This is a genomic window from Megasphaera intestinihominis, from assembly GCF_040096415.1.
Taxonomy (GTDB): Bacteria; Bacillota; Negativicutes; order Veillonellales; family Megasphaeraceae; genus Megasphaera; species Megasphaera intestinihominis.
The window spans coordinates 1-18,125 of record NZ_JBBMEU010000043.1 but is presented as its reverse complement, the minus strand read 5'-3'; the positions used below and the strand labels follow the sequence as shown (position 1 = coordinate 18,125).

Sequence of the window (18,125 nt, the reverse complement as noted above, 5' to 3'; positions counted from 1 at the left end):
ATGTGTTTTAGCAGATTCATTATACTTCAAAGTGTGGTTACGCGATATTTATTTGTTCAAAAAGTTGTAAACTGCTGTCATTCTGATGCAAAATCACAGATAGGATACGGCGACACCGGCCAGGGCCTGGCCTTCATGGAGATGGACGGCCTGCTTTTCACTGACATAGATATCGTAATACTGGCGCTTACTTTCCAAGAGGATGACCGGCGTGTCGGCCTGGACGATTTCCCCCTGCTTGGCCAGGAGCTTGAGGACTTTCCCGTCTTCCGGCGCCCGCAGGGTCAGGCGGTCTTTCTGGACTTCCAGCTGCTGGAGCCGGACCTGGAGCTGATTGCGCTGCTGGACCAGCGATTCCCGGTCGTGACGCTTGTTGGCAATGGTCTGCCGCTGTTCTTCGATCTGCGGCAGCTGGAGGGAATCACTGTCTCCCGTATCGACGGCACCGCCCAATAATTTCGATAAGGCCTGTTGCTGCTGGTTCATATTGGCCTGGGCTACGGACAAAGCCGCCTGGGAATCGTCAAAATCAGCCTTGACAATGGCTCCCTGGCGATACAGCGACGATTTACGGTCATAATCACGCTGAGCATTGACCAGCGTTGCCGTCGCCGAATCGATGGCTGCTCGCTGCTGGTCGAGCTGGCGCCGGCTTTCTTCCTGCGACGTATCGGTCTAGACAAAGCCGATGGCGATAGTCCCTTCCATCGACTGGATCTGGGCGTCGAGCTGAGCTATCTGAGCCTGGGTCTTGGCAATATCCAAGTCAACGTCGGTACTGTCGAGCTGCATGAGGATGTCGCCGGCCTTGACCTCCTGTGATTCCTGGACAGCTTCGTTCACCATCTTGCCACTGACGGACTGAAAAGAAACCTTGACCTGCTCTGCCGTCAATATCCCGTCCTTATTGGCGATACCCTGGGCCACGGCATCATTTCCCTTATACATGAGCAGGACACCGCCTGCCAGGAGGATGCCGATGAAAAAGAGGCCCAGGCGCCATGCCCGCTTTGGCAGATGCACTGTTTGTCCCTTCATGGTAATCATTCCTTTCTCTCTATTATAATTAGCTAACTAACTACATAGGTGAATCAAGAGGTTACGTTCTATTATAGCGTAACCGTATCCGAACACATTGATTAGCTTATTAACTATAATTATATGCCCGAAAAAGAATAAAGTCCAGTCCCTGAATCAGGACTGGATTTCTTTGGACAAAGCTCCGGCCGCCTTGGTTTCATCATCCAAGGACAGCCGGGCCAGGCGTTCGATGAGAAAGACGCGGCGATTGAAGAAATTGACGAAGCGCCCGACGAGCATGGCCGACACTAGCGTGCCGACGCCAAGGCCAGTCAGGGTCCCCAGGCCGCCGTAAAGGGTCGACAAGATGACGGCAATGGTGACCATGGTCGAATCGAAGGCGACTTTCGTCGAGCCCATCCACCATTTCCCCGTCTGGGCAATGGCCTTGACGGCCCCCGTCGCCAGGCACCATCAGGACCTGCGACGCCACTTCGATGCAGATGCCGAAGGCCAGGGTCGCACAGCCGGCCACTAAGAGAACTGCGGCAAAAGGCCAGTTCAGTCCCTGTAATCCTGCCATGGCGTGCATGAAAAAGTCGATGGCTGCGCTGAAGACGAAGTTAATGGCAATCTGCAGCAGCTCTACGGGCCGGAGCTGGCGCGCAGCAGGGCAATCTGCAAGACGATGAAGGCCATGTTGAGGACAAAGGTCAGCTGGCCGAAGGTCCACGGCGTATAGAGGCTGACGACGAGGGGCACGCTGGAAGTGGGCGACGTCCCCAGGCTGGCGACAGTAATCAAGTCGATGCCGAAGGCCGTCATCAAGATACTGCAAAGAAATACACTGACCCGTATTTTCAAATGATGCATATGACGCATACTCAATCGCCCCACTTCTTTTCATTCTCCATAATGCGATGAAACGTCGCCATGAACTGCTGGCGTGCTTCCGGCTCGATGCCCTGCCACATTTCATCGTCGATGCCATAAATGACCTCACGGATCCGCTTGGCCTTTTCCCAGCCCGTTTCCGTCAGGAAGATGGCCACGCCCCGCTGGTCTTCGGGCCGCGTTTCCTTGCGGATGAGGTCCAGCTTTTCCATGCGTTTCAGCAGGCTGGTCACCGTCGACTTGTCGATGATGCACTCGCGGCTGATATCCTTTTGGCTGGCGCCGTCATGGAACCACAGATATTCCAGTATCTTAGGCTGACCGGGCATGAGCCCTTCCCGCTTGATGCGGCGGCCGATTTCCCGGTTCGACCGGTGAAACCCTAACAACAGTAAAATATGCAACGCTTCTTCGTCCATGGCGATTCCCCTTTTAATTAGTTTTAATTCCAACTACATTCCTTATTATATCGCAAGAAGTAGAAAAGTCAACAGGGCGCCCCTTACGAGGGGCGCCCACTCCAGGACATGTACGATTTACCAACCACTTTGCTAGAAAAATCCTCCATATTCTGAGACGGGCTCGCCACGTGCGAGCCCCTACAAACTGCAAAATAACATCGGTCTGCAATCAATGAGCCGTTTCGGCAGCAGGCAGTTCGCTGGTGCAGTGCGGGCAGCGGGTTGCATCGTCCGCGATGGGCTGGCGGCAGAACGGGCAGAGCCGCGGTTCTGGAGCCGGTTCCGGTTTGGGCAGGAAGCGGTTCAGCTGTTTGAGGACCATGAAGATGGCAAAGGCGATAATCAGGAACTCAATGACCGTGTTGAGAAAGGAACCGTACGCAATGACAGGGATCCCGGTGGCTTTCGCTTCGGCCAGGGAATCGACGTGTTCTGTGCTCAAAGGGATGAAGAAGTCCGAAAAATCAATCCCGCCGAGGAGGACCCCAAATGGGGGCATAATAATGTTGTTGACCAGTGACGTGACGATTTTCCCAAAAGCTCCGCCGACGACGACACCGACTGCCATGTCCAGCACGTTCCCACGCATGGCAAATTCTTTGAATTCCTTGATGATGCCCATGTTTTCCACTCCTATCTGTGGTGTAAAAAATAAATTATAAAAAAATAGGGACTCGCATGATGGCAGAAACCGTCGTGCGAGTCCCTATTCATCATAGCGGAAAAAGGGCAAGCTGACAATGATTTTTTGTTTTTGTTATATTTATTTAATAAAGCGACAGGAGCTGCGGCAACAGGCCTGATTCCTGTATGGCTTCGATACATTCCAGGATGCCGACGGCCAGGACGAACCAGAGGACGTCGCCGGCAGCGTGGCGGAAAACTTTCGGTTTGACTGTATATTCCTTAGGTTCATGGTAGAGCGACCATTTCGGGAAAAACCGAGGCACTTCCCGGATGTAGGCGCTGTACGGTTCCCCGAAGAGGCGGTGCAGCCGGGCTTCTTCCGTATGGATGACCGGGATGTACATGACGGCGAAGAGGAGGACCAGCAGCACCGTCAGGGTCAGCGATTCCGTGCACAGACCGACGCCGATGCCGCCGAGGAAGCTGAAGAAATACAACGGATTCCGGCAGACCGAGTACGGCCCTTCGCGGACCAGGACGTCATTCTTATAGCCGGCAATATACTGGGCGCACCACATGCGGCCTGCCATGGCGGCGCCGACGCAGAGACAGCCCACGAGGAATAAGATGCCCGAGATATACGGGGCCGTGACATCCAATTCCTTTTGCGAGAACATGAATAAAAATAAAAACAGAAGCCCAATGACTTGGGAAATACGGGTGCGGTAATGGTCCAGGAAATACATGGTGACTCCTCCTCTTGTCCTAATTGATAAGGCCAGTATAACGGTCATTTCTAACGAAAGATTAGGCAAAAGTTAAAGGAATCATAAAGATTTGTGAACAGACTGCGTATTCTTTGTAACAACTTTTATGATACAATAAAAGAAACGTCATTCGTCCATTTTTAAGGAGGCATCTGCCATGTTCAAAAAATTACTCATATTTACCCTCAGCGCCCTGCTCTGCTGCGGCGCGGCTGTCGCGGCCGACACGACGACCATGACCGACAAGGCCCGCCAGGCTGAAACACAGTCCCTGCCGTCGACGATCAAACATCTCGACCTGGTCCTGGTCCTCGATAAGAGCGGCTCCATGTATGGCCTGGAAAGCGATACTATCGGCGGCTACAACGCCATGATTGCCAAAGAAAAAGACCTCGACGTCGACACCAAGGTCACGACGGTCCTGTTCAACAATAAAGTCGACATCCTGACGGACCGCAGCAACATTAACAGCCTGTCGGACATGACAACCAAGGATTACCGCGTCGGCGGCTCGACGGCTCTCCTCGATGCTGTAGGCAACACGATTGCCAAGATTTCCGACACGCCGGGTATTTCTGACAAAGATCATAAGGTCATCTTCGTCATCATCACGGACGGACAGGAAAATGCCAGCACGGAATATTCCAAGGCGACGATCCAGAAAATGATTTCCGATAAAAAAGCCCAGGGCTGGGACTTCATTTTCCTCGGAGCCAATATCGACGCCGCTTCGGAAGCCCAGAACCTGGGTATCGATGCCGACCATGCCGTCAAGTACCGCAATACATCGACGGGCGTCCAGAAGAACTTCGCCGCCATTGCCGCTTATACGCGCAGTGCCGTCCAGCAGCAAGACGACGACTCCTGGAAAGATAACATCGAAAAGGATAAGTAAGGCTTATTTCAAACCTGCCAATTTGGCCGGGTCCATGGCTTTGTCGAACTGCTCTGCCGTGACCCATCCCGTCTTCAGGGCTGACTCTTTCAGGGTCAGCCCTTCTTTGGCTGCCTGTTTGGCAATGGTGCAGGCCTTGTCATAGCCGACGAGGGGCACCAGGCCCGTGACCAGGATGAGCGAGTTGTAGAGGTTGGTCGCAATCCGTTCGCGGTTCGGTTCGATGCCGACGACGCAGTGCTTGCGGAAGGAATCCATGCAGTCCGTGAGCAGGCGGATAGACTGGATCAGGTTGTAGGCGATGACGGGCATGAAGACATTGAGCTCGAAGTTCCCCTGGCTGGCGGCGATGCCCAAGGTCGCGTCGTTGCCCATGACCTGGACGGCGACCATAGTGACGGCTTCGCACTGCGTCGGGTTGACTTTGCTGGGCATGATGGAGCTGCCCGGTTCATTTTCGGGGATACGGATTTCGCCGATGCCGCAGCGCGGTCCCGACGACAGCCAGCGGACGTCATTGGCGATCTTCATGAGGTCACAGGCCAGGGCCTTGAGCATGCCGTGGACGACGACGAGTTCATCCTTACTGGTCAGGGAATGGAACTTGTTCGGCGCCGTATGGAAGGTCGTGCCCGTCAGCTGGCTGACGATTTCGGCAAAGCGCACATCGTAGCCTTTCGGGCAGTTGATGCCCGTGCCGACGGCCGTGCCGCCCATGGCCAGGTCGCGGAGGAAATCGACGCCCTGGACCAGCATATCCCGGTCGCGCTGAACCATGCGGGCCCAGCCGCTGAATTCCTGGCCCAGCGTCAACGGTGTGGCATCCTGCAAGTGGGTCCGGCCGATCTTGACGATGTCCTTGAAGGCTTCCTGTTTGGCCCGGAGCGCCTGATAGAGGGCTTCCATGGCGGGGAACAATTTTTCTTCGATGAGCAGGACGCCGACCATATGCAGTCCCGTCGGGAAGGTATCGTTCGAGCTCTGGGAATGATTGACGTGGTCATTGGGATGGACGTTCAAGTCCTTGCCCTGGGCCTGTAAAATCTGCTTGGCCCGGTTGGCGACGACTTCGTTGACATTCATGTTGAACTGCGTGCCGCTGCCGGTCATCCAGACGGCCAGAGGGAAATTGCCGTCGAGCTTGCCGGCCAGGATGTCATCGCAGGCCTGGACGATGGCGTCGGCCCGGTCGCCGTCGACGACGCCCAATTCCTTGTTGGTCAAGGCAGCAGCCTTCTTCAAATAGGCAAAGACCGTGACCATTTCAGGCGGAATTTTTTCCGTGCCGATCTTAAAATTCTCGAAACTGCGCTGTGTCTGGGCACCCCAGAGTTTATCAGCCGGGACTTTGATTTCTCCCATCGAATCTCTTTCTATACGGTATTCCATGAAAACCTCCAATCAGATTATATAAAACATAGCGGACTCAGGCGGGCGCCCTTTGGGTCGCCCCTACGTTGGGTCCCCACAGGGGACCATTCGAGGAACGATGAACGACCTACGACAAGCCCATGGGATTGGGCTGGAAGATGCGGCCGTCCATGAGTTGCAGGTCATCGGCGATGAGCGGGCGGAATTCCATCTGGCTCAGGATGTCCCGTTCAAGGTCGACGCCCGGGGCGATTTCTGTCAGCATGAGTCCCTGCGGCGTCAGGCGGAAGACGGCCCGTTCTGTAACGACCAGGACGTGCTGGCCGTGGGCTGCGGCGTAGTCCCCGGAAAAGGTGACCTGTTCGATATCCGTCTTGAATTTCTGGTACTTCCCTTCCCGGTCGATGACCAGCCTCCCGCCTTCACAGTGTTCTCGCAGACCGCCGGCTGTAAAGGTCCCCATGAGGATGAGTTTCTTCGTGTGCTGGGCCAAGTCGATGAAGCCCCCGGGCCCGGTGACGCGGCCGTGGAATTTTGAGACATTGACATTGCCCATGGCGTCGATTTCCGCCAGGCCCAGGGCACAGAGGTCGAGGCCGCCGCCGTGGCAGATATCGAACATGTCGGCCATCTTCAGTTCCGCTTCGGCATTGACAGCGGCCCCCATATCGAGCCCCGACAAGGGGATGCCGCCGATGATGCCCGAATCGGCCGCCAGAGTCAGGCTCGGCCCGAAGCCCTCTTCAGCGGCGACAGAGCCGATGATTTCCGGGATGCCGATGCCCAGGTTCATGACGTCGCCTTTTTTCAGTTCCATCGCCGCCCGGCGGGCACAGATTTTGCGATTGTCCAGAGGATGCGGCGGCAGGGACTGGATGGACTTGCGCCCTTCGCCGCTCAGTTCCGGCCGGTAGCCGTGGGTCGAAAAGCTCTGGACGTGGTACTTCGGCCGCGGCACGACGACGTAATCGACGAGGAAATGGTGGATCTTCACGAGCCGCGAATCGAGGCTGCCCCGGGGCACGACGTCTTCGACCTGGACGACGACGATGCCGCCGGAATTATGCGTCGCTTCGGCCACTTCCAGCTGTTCACCGATCATGGCTTCGCGCTGGAGGGAAATGTTGCCGTCCTCATCGGCCAGGGAGCCGCGGATGAAGCAGACCTGGATGGGAAAGGTTGGATAATATAAGTAGTCGTCGCCGTCGAACGAGACCAGGCGGACGATATCCTTGCCTTCGCGGACGGTCTTTTCGTTGGCCTTGCTGCCGTCCAGGCGCGGATCAGCCAACGTGTGCAGGCCGATATCGGTCCAGACGCCCTTGTGACCGGCGGCGATGGCCCGATAGAGAGCCAGTATCGTCCCGGCCGGAACGACATAGGCCAGGCACTGATTGGCTGCCACTTTATCGGCCAACTTCTTTTCCATGCCGAAATGGCTGGTAATGATCGTCCCGATGAGGCCGTCAGCTGCCAGGCGGTCGCCGCCGCGCTGGCCGCCGTCGCCGGTCCCGGCAATCTTGACCAAGGTCACATTACGGGGATGGCCTTCCTCATCATAACGGTCGTGAAGGGCCTTGAACAGCCCGTCCGGCGTCCCGAAGCCGGCATGACCGCTGACAGCCAGGGTCATATCATCGCCGACGAGACGCGCCGCTTCCACAGGCGTAATAAACTGTGTCATAACGACCTTCCTTTCGTGTGGTAGTCAAAAGGGGCTATCGCACGTGCGACAACCCCTTTTGAGTTTTAAGTTTGCAGTTTGTAGTTTTTAGTGAAGCCCTTTTTAATTTCAAAGCCCTCATCTACAAACTACAAACTCCATACTACAAACTCTAAACTTTATTTCAAGTGTTTCAATCCTTTGGCGCCGATGTCGCTGCGGACTTGCTGGCCGTCGAAGTGGATGCGTTTGACGTTGGCATAGGCCTTTTCGATGGCGCTCTTGAGGTCCCCTGCTACGGCCGTAACGCCGAGGACGCGGCCGCCGTTGGTGACGTACTGGCCGTCTTTCTTGGCCGTGCCGGAATGGAAGACCATGACATCTTCTTTATCGACAGCATCGAGGCCGCTGATGACATCGCCTTTATGGGACGAAGCGGGATAGCCGGCAGAAGCCATGATGACGCAGCAGGATGCAGCGTCTTTCCAGTGGACCATATCGGCCGTCAGCGTGCCCTTGGCGCAGGCATACATGATCTGGGCCAGGTCGCCGTCGAGGAGCGGCAAGACGGCCTGCGTTTCGGGATCGCCGAAGCGGCAGTTGAATTCGACGACTTTCGGGCCATCGGCCGTGATCATCAGGCCGGCATAGAGGCAGCCCTGGTAGGTGATGCCTTCCTGTTTGAGGCCATCGACGACGGGTTTCAGAATCTTTTCTTCGACTTCCTTGCGGATTTCCGGCGTAACGACCGGTGCCGGCGCATAAGCCCCCATGCCGCCCGTGTTGGGGCCTTCATCGTTATCGAAGATACGCTTGTGGTCCTGGGCGGAAATCATGGGCACGATGGTCTTGCCATCGACGAAAGCCAGGAGGCTTGCTTCTTCGCCGACCATACATTCTTCAATGACGATGCGGCCGCCAGAAGCACCGAAGATGTGGTCTTCCATCATGGCGTTGACGGCTTCGATGGCTTCTGCTTCCGTCTGGGCGACGACGACGCCCTTGCCGGCAGCCAGGCCATCGGCCTTGACGACGATCGGTGCGCCCTGTTCCTTAATATAGGCCTTGGCGGCTTCGCCATCGGTAAAGGAGGCGTAAGCTGCCGTCGGGACGTGGTATTTCTTCATGAGGTTCTTGGCAAAGACTTTGGACCCTTCCATCTGGGCTGCGGCCTTGTTCGGGCCAAAGACAGCCAGGCCTTTGGCCTGGGCCAGGTCGGCAATGCCTTCGGTCAAGGGGACTTCCGGGCCGACGACGAGCATGTCGATGCCTTCGTTTTTGGCATAGTCCGTGATGGCGTCCAAATCGGACAGGGCGATGTCGACGCACTGGGCGACTTCACTCATAGCGGCGCTGCCGGGAATGGCATAGAGCTTATCGACGCTCGGGCTCTGAGCCAATTTCCAGGCCAAAGTATGTTCGCGGCCGCCGCCGCCGATGACTGCTACTTTCATTATTTTGCGGCCCCCTTCTGAACCTGTTCTGCCAGGTATGCGGCAATGGCCGTATCATAGACAGCCGTGTGATGGAATGCTTCCTGAGCCAGTTCCAGGCGGTACTGGTCGGAGAATTCGCCGTCTTTCTGGAGGATGGAAATGATTTCGCCGTATTTGGACGGGTTGGTGACGATGGCGACGTATTTGTTATTCTTTGCCGAAGCGCGGACCATGCAGGGACCGCCGATGTCGATGTTTTCAATGGCTTCAGCCAAGGTGACATCCGGTTTGGCAATGGTCTGCTGAAACGGATAGAGGTTGACGACGACCAGGTCGATCGGTTTGATGCCGTGTTCTTTCATGGCTTTGACGTGTTCCGGATTATCGCGGACAGCCAGGATAGCCCCGTGGATTTTCGGATTCAGCGTCTTGACGCGGCCGTCCATCATTTCCGGGAAGCCCGTGACGTCCTGAACGGCGATGACCGGTACGCCCGCTTCTTTCAGGGTCCGCATGGTGCCGCCCGTGGAAATGATTTCAATGCCGAGGTCAGCCAGGGCTTTGCCCAGTTCGACGACGCCCGTTTTATCAGATACACTAATGAGTGCGCGTTTTACTTTCATGAAAAATTCCTCCTATTCCTGAGTCCCTTTGACGACATTGCCGTCGATAGTCAATTTATCATCGCAAAAGAGCGCTGCCGCTCTGACATAAGTCGGATGTTCCTTGGTGAGGATCCGGGCTGCCAGCGTGTCTTCCGTATCGTCTTCGTAGACCGGTACGGCTGACTGCAAGATGATCGGGCCGGCATCCATGTCGGGAACGACGAAATGGACCGTGCAGCCAGCAATCTTGACACCGGCTTCGACGGCCTGGCGCTGGGCGTGGAGGCCGCGGAACGACGGCAGCAGGGCCGGATGGATGTTGAGCATCTTGTGTTCATAATGGGAAATGAAGTCACCGCTCAAGAGACGCATGAAGCCGGCCAGGCAGATGATGTCGGCCTGATACGGTTCAATGGCGTCGAGGATATATTTTTCAAAGGCCGCTTTCGAGTCGAAGGATTTGCGGTCGGCCAAAATGACCGGTACGCCCCATTCCTTAGCGCGGTCCATGACCGGTGCGCCCGGGATATCGCAGACCAGGGCCTTGATTTCCGCATTGATCGTGCCGGCTTCGACGGCATCGTGGAGGGCGATGGCGTTGGAGCCACGGCCCGATGCGAAAATGACCATCTTCTTTTTAGTCATGGAATACGCCTCCCCGCAAGGTTACGGGTACGTCGGAATCGACGACTTTGCCGATGACATAGGCCCTTTCATCGCGGTCGGCCAGGTTCTTGAGGACGGCATCAGCGTCTTTTTCATCGACAATCATGATCATGCCGATGCCCATGTTGAAGGTACGGTACATTTCTTTGGCATCGACGTTGCCCCATTTCTGGAGGAGTCCGAAAATCGGCAGCTGCGGCCACGCCGTGACGTCGATATCGACGCCGACGCCTTTCGGCAGGACGCGGGGGATGTTTTCATAGAAACCACCGCCAGTGATGTGGACCATGCCCTTGACGGTAAAGTTCTTGATGATCGGCAGGCACGGACGCGGATAGAGGCGGGTCGGCGTGAGCAGGCATTCACCGATGGTCATTCCCAGTTCATCGACGTACTGGTCGAGCTTCATGTTCTGCCGTTCCAGGACAATCTTGCGGACCAGGGAGAAGCCGTTGGAGTGGACCCCTGTCGAAGGCAGGCCGATGAGGACGTCGCCGGCCTTGATGTTTTCGCCGGTAATGACCTTGTCGCGGTCGACGATGCCGACGCCGAAGCCAGCCAGGTCATAGTCGTCTTTGGCATAGAAGCCGGCCATTTCAGCCGTTTCGCCGCCGAGGAGAGCGCAGCCCGATTCCTGGCAGGCATGGGCGACACCTTTGACAATGGTCGCAACCTGGACCGGGTCGAGCTTGCCGACGGCGATGTAGTCCAGGAAGAAGAGCGGTTCGGCGCCCTGGACGAGAACGTCATTGATGGACATGGCGACGCAGTCCTGACCGACTGTATCGTGTTTGCCCATCATGATGGCCAGGCGGAGTTTCGTGCCGACGCCGTCGGTACCGCTGACCAGGATCGGTTTCTTGATGTCGCTGTTCATCAGGGAAAAGAGGCCGCCAAAGCCGCCAAGGTCACCGAGGACTTCCGGACGGTACGTGGCTTTGACCGAATCTTTCATCAATTCTACGGCTTTGTTGCCAGCATCGATGTCGACGCCGGCATCAGCATAAGTCAATCCTTTATTTGTGTTCGAGAGCATATTTTTCTCCTTCCTCATTGGCCTGCGGAGTGTCCGTAGGATAGTCGTTATTGAAGCAAGCTAAGCACATATCTTCCTTGGGGATATGTTCGACAGCCCGGTTGAGACCGTCGATGGAAATGAAATGGAGTTTGTCCACGCCGATGTATTTCTGAATCTGTTCGACACTGAACGTCGAAGCGATGAGTTCCTTGCGGACCGACGTGTCGATGCCGTAGAAGCAGGGATACTTGATAGGCGGTGCCGATACGCACATGTAGACTTCCTTGGCGCCGGCTTCGTGCAGGAGCTTGCAGATGATGCCGCTCGTCGTGCCGCGGACGATGGAATCGTCGACCATGACGATGCGCTTGCCCTTGACGACGGACTTGACGACATTCAGCTTCATGCGGACAGCCAGTTCGCGCTGTTTCTGGTTCGGCTTGATAAAGGTACGGCCCATGTAACGGTTCTTGATGAGGCCGTGCTTGAAGGGGATGCCCGAAGCCTGGGCGTAGCCGATAGCTGCCGTGTTGCCGCTGTCCGGGACGGAAATGACGATGTCCGCATCATACTGCGTTTCGTTCCACATTTCCCGGCCCATGTTCAGGCGGGCCTGGTAGACATCCTGACCGTCGATGACGCTGTCCGGACGGGCGAAATAAATGTATTCAAAGGAACAGGCCTGCTTGCGCGGTGCCTTGGCAAAGATCGTCGATTTGACGCCCTTTTCATTGATCTGGACGAATTCGCCGGGCTGTACGTCGCGGACGAACTTGGCGCCGATGGCGTCGAGGGCACACGTTTCCGAAGCCAGGACCCAGCCGCCTTCATCGGTACGGCCGATGCACAGCGGGCGGAAGCCATAGGGGTCGCGGACGCCATAGAGCGTATCTTTCGTCATGAGTACCAGTGAGTACGCCCCCTGGATGCGGTTCATGCTTTCCATGATGCGTTCTTCGATGGTGTCTTTCTGGCTGCGGCTGATGAGGTTGACGATGATTTCACTGTCCATGGTCGTCTGGAAGGTCGCGCCGCCGCGGTCCAGTTCTTCCCGCAGGGTCCGGGTGTTGGTCAGGTTGCCGTTATGAGCCAGTGCCAGCTGTCCCATAGGCGTGTATACGGCCAGGGGCTGGATATTGCGGGGATTATTGGAACCTGTCGTCGAATAGCGGACGTGGCCGATGCCGACGGGGCCGCCTTCTTCTTCAGGTACGCCGTTGGCGAAGACCGTGCTGATGAGGCCCATGCCGCGGAACGTATGGATATCCTGGCCGTCAGTCAGGGCGATGCCGCCGCTTTCCTGGCCACGATGCTGTAATGCGAACAACCCCCAGTAAATATAGCGGGGAATATCGAGGTGTTTATCGTAAATACCTAAGACACCACATTCTTCATGCTGCTTATCCCAAATCGGATCGTAAAACATGAATTAAACCTCCTGTTATAACGAAAAATAGTCTGTATTGCCCTTAGAGGGACTTTATGGTTTCTTGCAACTTCTGGTTCTTTTCCATGACTTCGTTAGCCATGTTTTCGCGATAGGCCTTGTATTTCTTGGCTAAGGCCGCATCGCTGGCAGCGCCGATCTGTACGGCCAGGAGCGCTCCGTTCTTGGCACCGTTGATGGCGACGGTCGCAACGGGGATGCCCGACGGCATCTGGACGATGGCCAGCAGCGCATCCATGCCCTGGAGGCTGCCGCTTTCCAAGGGGACGCCGATGACAGGCAGCGTCGTATAGCTGGCAACGACACCGGGCAGATGAGCAGCCATACCGGCACCGACGACAAAGGCACTGATGCCCCGTTCTTCGGCTGTCGAAACGAATTCCCGGACAGCAGCCGGCGTGCGGTGGGCCGACGCTAACAAGACTTCATATTCAACACCAAATTCTTTAAAAATAGCAATCGCTTTTTTCATAACGGGAAAATCAGAATCGCTTCCCATGATCAAACCGACCTTCAACAGAGACCCCTCCTTAGGAAAAACAAAACCCAAAAGTGACACACGTCACCTTTGGGCTTTTTTCAGTTAGACACACGGAGACTGTTTACAAACGGCAAAGAACCTGTCCATAAACGTCTTGTCATAGTGCATCTCCTTATTGATTGAAAGATTATCAAATACACTTTGATTCTATCAAAAACATCCGGGACTGTCAATGAAAATCACCCGTTCTATCGCAGTTTGTACACGGATAGCGCCGACTATGTTACAATGGAGGAAAATGACCGACACGGAGGGATAGATTATGGAATTAAATGACCAGCAGCAGCAAGTCGTCAGCGACCTGTCGCAGCCGATTCTGCTCAACGCGCCAGCCGGCACGGGCAAGACCCGCGTCCTGGCCTGCCGGGTCGCACATATCCTGGAAACAGGCGCCGCCGAAGGCTCGCAGATACTCTGTCTGACCTTCACCAACAGGGCCTGCAAAGAACTGAAGAACCGCATCATCGCCACGGCCCGCGAAAAGGGCCTGGCTGTCGTCGTCAAGACAATCCACAGCTTCTGTTACAGCCTCATCAAAGAAGAAACGAAGCGCCAGAGCGACCGTTACAACGACTTTCTGCTCTACGACGACGAAGACTGCCGGCAGATCATCGACAGCCTGCCTGCGGCAGCGTCAGCCCCGGGCAACGACACCCAGGCCCTGCAGAACTTCATCGAATTTGTCAAGAAACAGCGCGTCATCCCGGACCTCCACGATTTCACGGCACCTAAAGAAGCCCTCCAGGCCTGGCTCAGCGACCACGGCGACGCCCTGGTCCAGCAATACGATGCCGTCCTGGCCGACAACCACGCCATCGACTTCACGGACCTCATCACCGGCGCCTACGACTTCCTCACTGACGATGCCTGCTGCCAGCGCTGGCGGGACCGCTTCCGCTTCATCGCCGTCGACGAAATGCAGGACACGAGCGAAGTCGAATACGCCGTCATCAGCCGCCTCTTCCCGGGGCGCAACGTCCTCCTCTGCGGCGATTACTTCCAGACCATTTACGAATGGCGCGGTTCTTATCCGGAATATATTCTGGAACAATTCCGCAAGACCTACCATCCCCGGGAAATCACCTTTACGACCAACTACCGGGCTACGCAGCTCCTCCTGAAGGCCGCCGAAAGCTGCCTGAACCACCTCTTCGGCCAGGTGACGGTCCACCACATCTACCCCCAGCCGGGCCAGGCCGCAGCCGCCGTCCCAGGTGAACCCATCGTCGTCCACCAGGCCGATACCTTTCTCAACGAAAGCCGCTGGATTTTCCAGGAACTGAGCCAGCTGCCGCCTGAAGAGCGTCTCAAAGCCTGCATCCTCGTCCGCGGCAATCGCCAGGCCCAGCAGCTGTGGACAGGTATTACGGCCCATAATCTCCACTATCCGCCAGCATCCCGTCTGCCCGTCACCTGCATCGACCAGTTTCACCTGTTCAAGCGCCAGGAATGTAAAGACGTCCTGGCCTACCTGCGGCTGCTCCTGAACAAGCACGACAACCTCAGCCTGAAACGCATCCTCCTGCGCTTCGTCCCCCGCATCGGCCGGCGGACCATCGAAACCATCGAAAGCGAGTCCTACCGCCGTCTGGGCCTCCGGCTCTGCGACTTCATCGACCCCATTTCCCAGGAAACGGGCGACCCTTACGGCCTCTTGCTGACGGCCCTGGCAGATGGACGCATCGTCGTCTTCGACGTCGAAAGCACGGGGACCGACACGACGACAGACGAAATCATCCAGATTGCCGCCTTCCGCCTTGACGCCCAGGGCCAGATCACAGACACGTTCAATACCTACGTCCGCGCCAGCCGTTCTGTCGGGACCTCATTCTACGTCCATCACATCAGCGACGACCAGTTAGCCGCCGATGGCCGGGATCCGAAAGAAGCCCTGTCTGCCTTTCTGGACTTTGCCAGAGATGCCGTCATCGTCGGCCACAACGTCACGTATGACCTGTCCATCCTGCACAGCGAGCTCCAGCGCCTGGGCATGGCCGAAAGCGGTGACTTCCCCTATTACGACACGCTGGACATATACCGCCGCTTCTATCCCAATCTTATCAACCATAAACTGGCTACGCTGAGCGAAACCTTCCCCATCGACCATCAGCCGTCGCACGACGCCTTCGACGACATTCTGGCCACGGCCGGCCTCCTGTGCTACGCCGTAAAAGAAAAGATAGCGCCGGCCACGGCAGCCCGCCGCGCTTCCCTGTCTATGTACCTGCCCCTCTTCGCTCCTTTCAGCCGCGACATGGGCCGTTTCCGCCGCCAATCTTACCAGGACCGGCCCATAGCCATCATCGCCGCCGTCATGAACGAAGGCGGTGTCAAGGCCTGGTACGAGAGCCATCGTGAGGCCAGCGATACGGCCCATCACATCGACCGCCTGGAAAACGTCCGCAAGCTCTACCGCATCGCCAAGGAAACGGATGACCCGGCCCAGGACCCCCGCGACGCCCTGGCGGAATTTCTCAAGCTGACAGCCCTGTCCAACAGCGAACTGGACAGCATGCTGGCCAGGGACCCGAAAATCCCGATCATCACCATCCATCAGGCCAAGGGACTGGAATTCGACTACGTCTTCCTGGCCAGCCTGGAAGACCGGGTCTTCCCGACCTTCTGGTCCGTAAAGAAAGGCAATATCGAAGAAGAAAAACGCCTCTTTTATGTCGCCATTACGCGGGCCAAAAAGAGGCTGTATCTGAGCTGGCACCAGGGAATCGGCAATCAGCGCTATGCGCCGAGCCGCTTCCTCCAGAGCCTGGACTCCCAATATATCGAAGTTAGATGAGGCCGGCTATGCCTAAGAGGAGGCCTAAGACGCCGGATCCGATGAGGACCTTGATGACGCCGATTTTGCGCCGCGTCGCTGCAATAGCCAAGAAGAGGATGACCAAGCCGCCAAGGCTGAAAGCCGACCAGTCATCAGGCCAGGTCTCCGTATTCCACAAGGCCAGGAGGATGAAACTCAGACTGGCGACGCAGATAAGGGCGACGACTGCCGGCCGCAGGCCGTTGAGGATGCCCCGGATAGGACCGATATCACCGTACTTGAGGAAGACGCGTGCTAACAGAATCCCCAAGAAAAACGACGGCGTGACGAAGCCCAGGGTGGCAGCCACAGCTCCGCCTAATCCGGCGATTTTGGTGCCGACGAAGGTCGCGGCATTGATGCCGATCGGCCCCGGAGTCATCTGAGAAATGGTGAATATATCGACAAATTCGCTCATCGAGAGCCAATGGAAGGTATCGACGACACTGGCCTGAATCAGCGGCATAGACGCATAGCCGCCGCCGACGCAGAAAGCCCCGACTTTACAGAATTCCCAAAAAAGCAATAAATATATCATGATAAGTCCCTCCCCTTAATCGTACTTCTTGTCGCGCATGAAGGCAAAGCCAATGATGCCGTCGATGACGATGAGCGCCATGATATTGACATCAAAGCATAAGTTAGCAATAAACGTCGCTACGATGATAGCCAGCGGCAGGAGGAGCTTCTTTTTTCCCTGTTTGATGAGGAGGTCGATGCCGACATTGACGATAAGCGCCGTCGCCCCGCACTGCATACCGCGGAGGATCATCTTGATATAGAGATTCTGGATAAAGAAATCATAGCAGTAAGAAATAATCGACAGCGTAATCAGGCAGGGCAGCACCGTCGCGACCAGGGCGACCAGCGTCCCCAGGACCCCGGCCATGCGGTAGCCGAGGATGACCGCACTGTTGACCGCAATGACGCCAGGCATGGACTGGGCGATTGCCACCATATCGAGGGTATCCTTATCGCTGATCCAGTGATATTCATCGACGTATTTCCCTTTCAAAAGAGGAATAATGACGAAGCCGCCGCCTACGGTGAAGGCGCTGATTAAAAAAGTCGATTTGAACAGGGTCCAAAAAAAATGGGCGTCCCGTTTCGGTGTCACAATATCGTTCATCATCTATCATCCTTTCTTGACGATCATCTTGTCTATGGTCTTAGTATAACACGGCCTTTACTATATTGAAAATATTTGTATGATTGATATAATATACGTAAATTATATGTCAAGGAGGCATCGATATGGATATCCGTCAACTTACGTACTTCATGGTCATCGCCGAAGAAGGTCAGATTACGGCGGCAGCCCGTCGCCTGCACATGGCTCAGCCACCGTTGAGCCAGCAAATGAAAGCTCTGGAAGAAGAACTGGGCGTCCAGCTCCTGCAGCGGGAACCGCGCAGCGTGACCTTGACCGACGCGGGCGAAATCCTCTACCGCCGGGCCCGTCAGATTCTTACCCTCACCGACTCGACACGACGGGAAATCGCCGATTTCAAGAATGGTCTGCGCGGCACCTTGTCCATCGGGACCGTGTCCTCGTCGGGCAGCGTCATTCTCCGGCCAGCGCTCCGCCAATTCCACGCCAGTCATCGGGGCATCCGCTTTGAAATCTATGACGGCAACACCTTCCGCGTCCTGGACATGCTGGGCAAAGGTCTCATCGAAATCGGCATCGTCCGCACGCCCTTCAAGCAGGACGCCTTCGACTGCACCTTGCTGCCTGAAGAACCGATGGTCCTGGCCTATGCCGATACCCTGGCCGACCCCAGCCCGGGCCAGCCGACCCTGACCATAGAACAACTGCAAGGCCTGCCGCTCATCCTCTACCGCCGCTTCGACCAGCTCTTCCACGACGTCTGCGAAGCCCACAACCTCACGCCGAAC

Annotated in this window: 18 protein-coding genes and 2 pseudogenes; 3 read left to right on the top strand and 17 right to left on the bottom strand. The window is 56.3% G+C overall.

Going from position 1 to position 18,125, the window contains the following annotated elements; all coding sequences use genetic code 11:
* Positions 1-93: 93 nt before the first annotated feature.
* The 7 genes and pseudogenes from WMO23_RS07870 to WMO23_RS07840 form a co-directional block, all read right to left on the bottom strand.
* Positions 94-633, bottom strand: a pseudogene (locus tag WMO23_RS07870) (HlyD family secretion protein); the annotation flags it as partial.
* Between the two features lie 42 nt (positions 634-675).
* A complete protein-coding gene (locus tag WMO23_RS07865) occupies positions 676-1,038 on the bottom strand; it encodes an HlyD family secretion protein (RefSeq protein WP_292106559.1) in 363 nt (120 codons plus the stop codon).
* 156 nt (positions 1,039-1,194) lie between these two features.
* A complete protein-coding gene (locus WMO23_RS07860; protein ID WP_494337468.1) occupies positions 1,195-1,488 on the bottom strand; it encodes a DUF6198 family protein in 294 nt (97 codons plus the stop codon).
* A 52-nt stretch (positions 1,489-1,540) separates the two neighbouring features.
* Positions 1,541-1,845 (bottom strand): annotated as a pseudogene (locus WMO23_RS11575) (DUF6198 family protein); the annotation flags it as partial.
* Between the two features lie 59 nt (positions 1,846-1,904).
* Positions 1,905-2,333 (bottom strand): MarR family winged helix-turn-helix transcriptional regulator, encoded by a 429-nt coding sequence (locus WMO23_RS07850; protein ID WP_020311350.1) that lies wholly within the window; start codon positions 2,331-2,333, stop codon positions 1,905-1,907.
* Positions 2,334-2,544: 211 nt separating this feature from the next.
* Positions 2,545-2,997, bottom strand: a complete 453-nt coding sequence (gene mscL, locus WMO23_RS07845) for a large conductance mechanosensitive channel protein MscL (RefSeq protein ID WP_014016581.1) — start codon at positions 2,995-2,997, stop codon at positions 2,545-2,547.
* A 145-nt stretch (positions 2,998-3,142) separates the two neighbouring features.
* Positions 3,143-3,748 carry a methyltransferase family protein gene (locus WMO23_RS07840; RefSeq protein ID WP_014016580.1) on the bottom strand — a complete coding sequence of 202 codons (606 nt, stop codon included), beginning with the start codon at positions 3,746-3,748 and terminating at the stop codon, positions 3,143-3,145.
* Positions 3,749-3,926: 178 nt separating this feature from the next.
* On the opposite strand from WMO23_RS07840, the gene WMO23_RS07835 reads away from it, so the two are divergent.
* Positions 3,927-4,664 (top strand): vWA domain-containing protein, encoded by a 738-nt coding sequence (locus WMO23_RS07835; protein WP_292282264.1) that lies wholly within the window; start codon positions 3,927-3,929, stop codon positions 4,662-4,664.
* A 3-nt stretch (positions 4,665-4,667) separates the two neighbouring features.
* Here WMO23_RS07835 and fumC read toward each other — a convergent pair whose 3' ends face one another.
* From fumC to purE, 8 genes are all read right to left on the bottom strand, one after another.
* Entirely contained in the window at positions 4,668-6,053 is a 1,386-nt protein-coding gene (gene fumC, locus WMO23_RS07830; RefSeq protein WP_020724000.1) for a class II fumarate hydratase, read from the bottom strand.
* Positions 6,054-6,162: 109 nt separating this feature from the next.
* Positions 6,163-7,719, bottom strand: coding sequence for an acyl CoA:acetate/3-ketoacid CoA transferase (locus WMO23_RS07825; protein WP_302755666.1), 1,557 nt, complete (start codon positions 7,717-7,719; stop codon positions 6,163-6,165).
* A gap of 158 nt (positions 7,720-7,877) precedes the next feature.
* Positions 7,878-9,152 carry a phosphoribosylamine--glycine ligase gene (purD, locus tag WMO23_RS07820; protein WP_349173711.1) on the bottom strand — a complete coding sequence of 425 codons (1,275 nt, stop codon included), beginning with the start codon at positions 9,150-9,152 and terminating at the stop codon, positions 7,878-7,880.
* Positions 9,152-9,757 carry a bifunctional phosphoribosylaminoimidazolecarboxamide formyltransferase/IMP cyclohydrolase gene (locus WMO23_RS07815; RefSeq protein ID WP_020311354.1) on the bottom strand — a complete coding sequence of 202 codons (606 nt, stop codon included), beginning with the start codon at positions 9,755-9,757 and terminating at the stop codon, positions 9,152-9,154. The genes purD and WMO23_RS07815 overlap by 1 nt, the downstream gene beginning before the upstream one ends.
* 12 nt (positions 9,758-9,769) lie before the next feature.
* Positions 9,770-10,384 carry a phosphoribosylglycinamide formyltransferase gene (purN, locus tag WMO23_RS07810; protein ID WP_020311355.1) on the bottom strand — a complete coding sequence of 205 codons (615 nt, stop codon included), beginning with the start codon at positions 10,382-10,384 and terminating at the stop codon, positions 9,770-9,772.
* Entirely contained in the window at positions 10,377-11,441 is a 1,065-nt protein-coding gene (gene purM / locus WMO23_RS07805; protein WP_292282261.1) for a phosphoribosylformylglycinamidine cyclo-ligase, read from the bottom strand. The genes purN and purM overlap by 8 nt, the downstream gene beginning before the upstream one ends.
* The gene (purF, locus tag WMO23_RS07800) at positions 11,422-12,849 is read right to left on the bottom strand and encodes an amidophosphoribosyltransferase (RefSeq protein ID WP_349173709.1); all 1,428 of its coding nucleotides are present in this window, start codon (positions 12,847-12,849) and stop codon (positions 11,422-11,424) included. The genes purM and purF overlap by 20 nt, the downstream gene beginning before the upstream one ends.
* A gap of 43 nt (positions 12,850-12,892) precedes the next feature.
* Positions 12,893-13,387: a 5-(carboxyamino)imidazole ribonucleotide mutase gene (purE, locus tag WMO23_RS07795; RefSeq protein WP_292108269.1), complete on the bottom strand. Its 495-nt coding sequence runs from the start codon at positions 13,385-13,387 to the stop codon at positions 12,893-12,895.
* A gap of 286 nt (positions 13,388-13,673) precedes the next feature.
* On the opposite strand from purE, the gene WMO23_RS07790 reads away from it, so the two are divergent.
* On the top strand, positions 13,674-16,205 hold the full coding sequence (locus tag WMO23_RS07790) for a 3'-5' exonuclease (RefSeq protein ID WP_349173707.1): 2,532 nt from the start codon (positions 13,674-13,676) through the stop codon (positions 16,203-16,205).
* Here WMO23_RS07790 and WMO23_RS07785 read toward each other — a convergent pair.
* Entirely contained in the window at positions 16,198-16,764 is a 567-nt protein-coding gene (locus WMO23_RS07785; RefSeq protein ID WP_020311360.1) for a chromate transporter, read from the bottom strand. The genes WMO23_RS07790 and WMO23_RS07785 overlap by 8 nt on opposite strands.
* Positions 16,765-16,779: 15 nt before the next feature.
* Positions 16,780-17,355, bottom strand: a complete 576-nt coding sequence (locus WMO23_RS07780) for a chromate transporter (protein ID WP_020311361.1) — start codon at positions 17,353-17,355, stop codon at positions 16,780-16,782.
* Positions 17,356-17,480: 125 nt separating this feature from the next.
* Between WMO23_RS07780 and WMO23_RS07775 the strand changes: the two genes are divergently transcribed.
* Positions 17,481-18,125: LysR family transcriptional regulator (locus WMO23_RS07775; protein WP_349173704.1), on the top strand; the 645-nt coding region annotated here is incomplete at its 3' end.

Coding starts and splice junctions, on each gene's coding strand:
- WMO23_RS07865 (WP_292106559.1), bottom strand. CDS start 1,038: ATGAAGGGACAAACAGTGCATCTGCCAAAGCGGGCATGGCGCCTGGGC.
- WMO23_RS07850 (WP_020311350.1), bottom strand. CDS start 2,333: ATGGACGAAGAAGCGTTGCATATTTTACTGTTGTTAGGGTTTCACCGG.
- mscL (WP_014016581.1), bottom strand. CDS start 2,997: ATGGGCATCATCAAGGAATTCAAAGAATTTGCCATGCGTGGGAACGTG.
- WMO23_RS07840 (WP_014016580.1), bottom strand. CDS start 3,748: ATGTATTTCCTGGACCATTACCGCACCCGTATTTCCCAAGTCATTGGG.
- WMO23_RS07835 (WP_292282264.1), top strand. CDS start 3,927: ATGTTCAAAAAATTACTCATATTTACCCTCAGCGCCCTGCTCTGCTGC.
- fumC (WP_020724000.1), bottom strand. CDS start 6,053: ATGGAATACCGTATAGAAAGAGATTCGATGGGAGAAATCAAAGTCCCG.
- WMO23_RS07825 (WP_302755666.1), bottom strand. CDS start 7,719: ATGACACAGTTTATTACGCCTGTGGAAGCGGCGCGTCTCGTCGGCGAT.
- purD (WP_349173711.1), bottom strand. CDS start 9,152: ATGAAAGTAGCAGTCATCGGCGGCGGCGGCCGCGAACATACTTTGGCC.
- WMO23_RS07815 (WP_020311354.1), bottom strand. CDS start 9,757: ATGAAAGTAAAACGCGCACTCATTAGTGTATCTGATAAAACGGGCGTC.
- purN (WP_020311355.1), bottom strand. CDS start 10,384: ATGACTAAAAAGAAGATGGTCATTTTCGCATCGGGCCGTGGCTCCAAC.
- purM (WP_292282261.1), bottom strand. CDS start 11,441: ATGCTCTCGAACACAAATAAAGGATTGACTTATGCTGATGCCGGCGTC.
- purF (WP_349173709.1), bottom strand. CDS start 12,849: ATGTTTTACGATCCGATTTGGGATAAGCAGCATGAAGAATGTGGTGTC.
- WMO23_RS07790 (WP_349173707.1), top strand. CDS start 13,674: ATGGAATTAAATGACCAGCAGCAGCAAGTCGTCAGCGACCTGTCGCAG.
- WMO23_RS07785 (WP_020311360.1), bottom strand. CDS start 16,764: ATGATATATTTATTGCTTTTTTGGGAATTCTGTAAAGTCGGGGCTTTC.
- WMO23_RS07780 (WP_020311361.1), bottom strand. CDS start 17,355: ATGAACGATATTGTGACACCGAAACGGGACGCCCATTTTTTTTGGACC.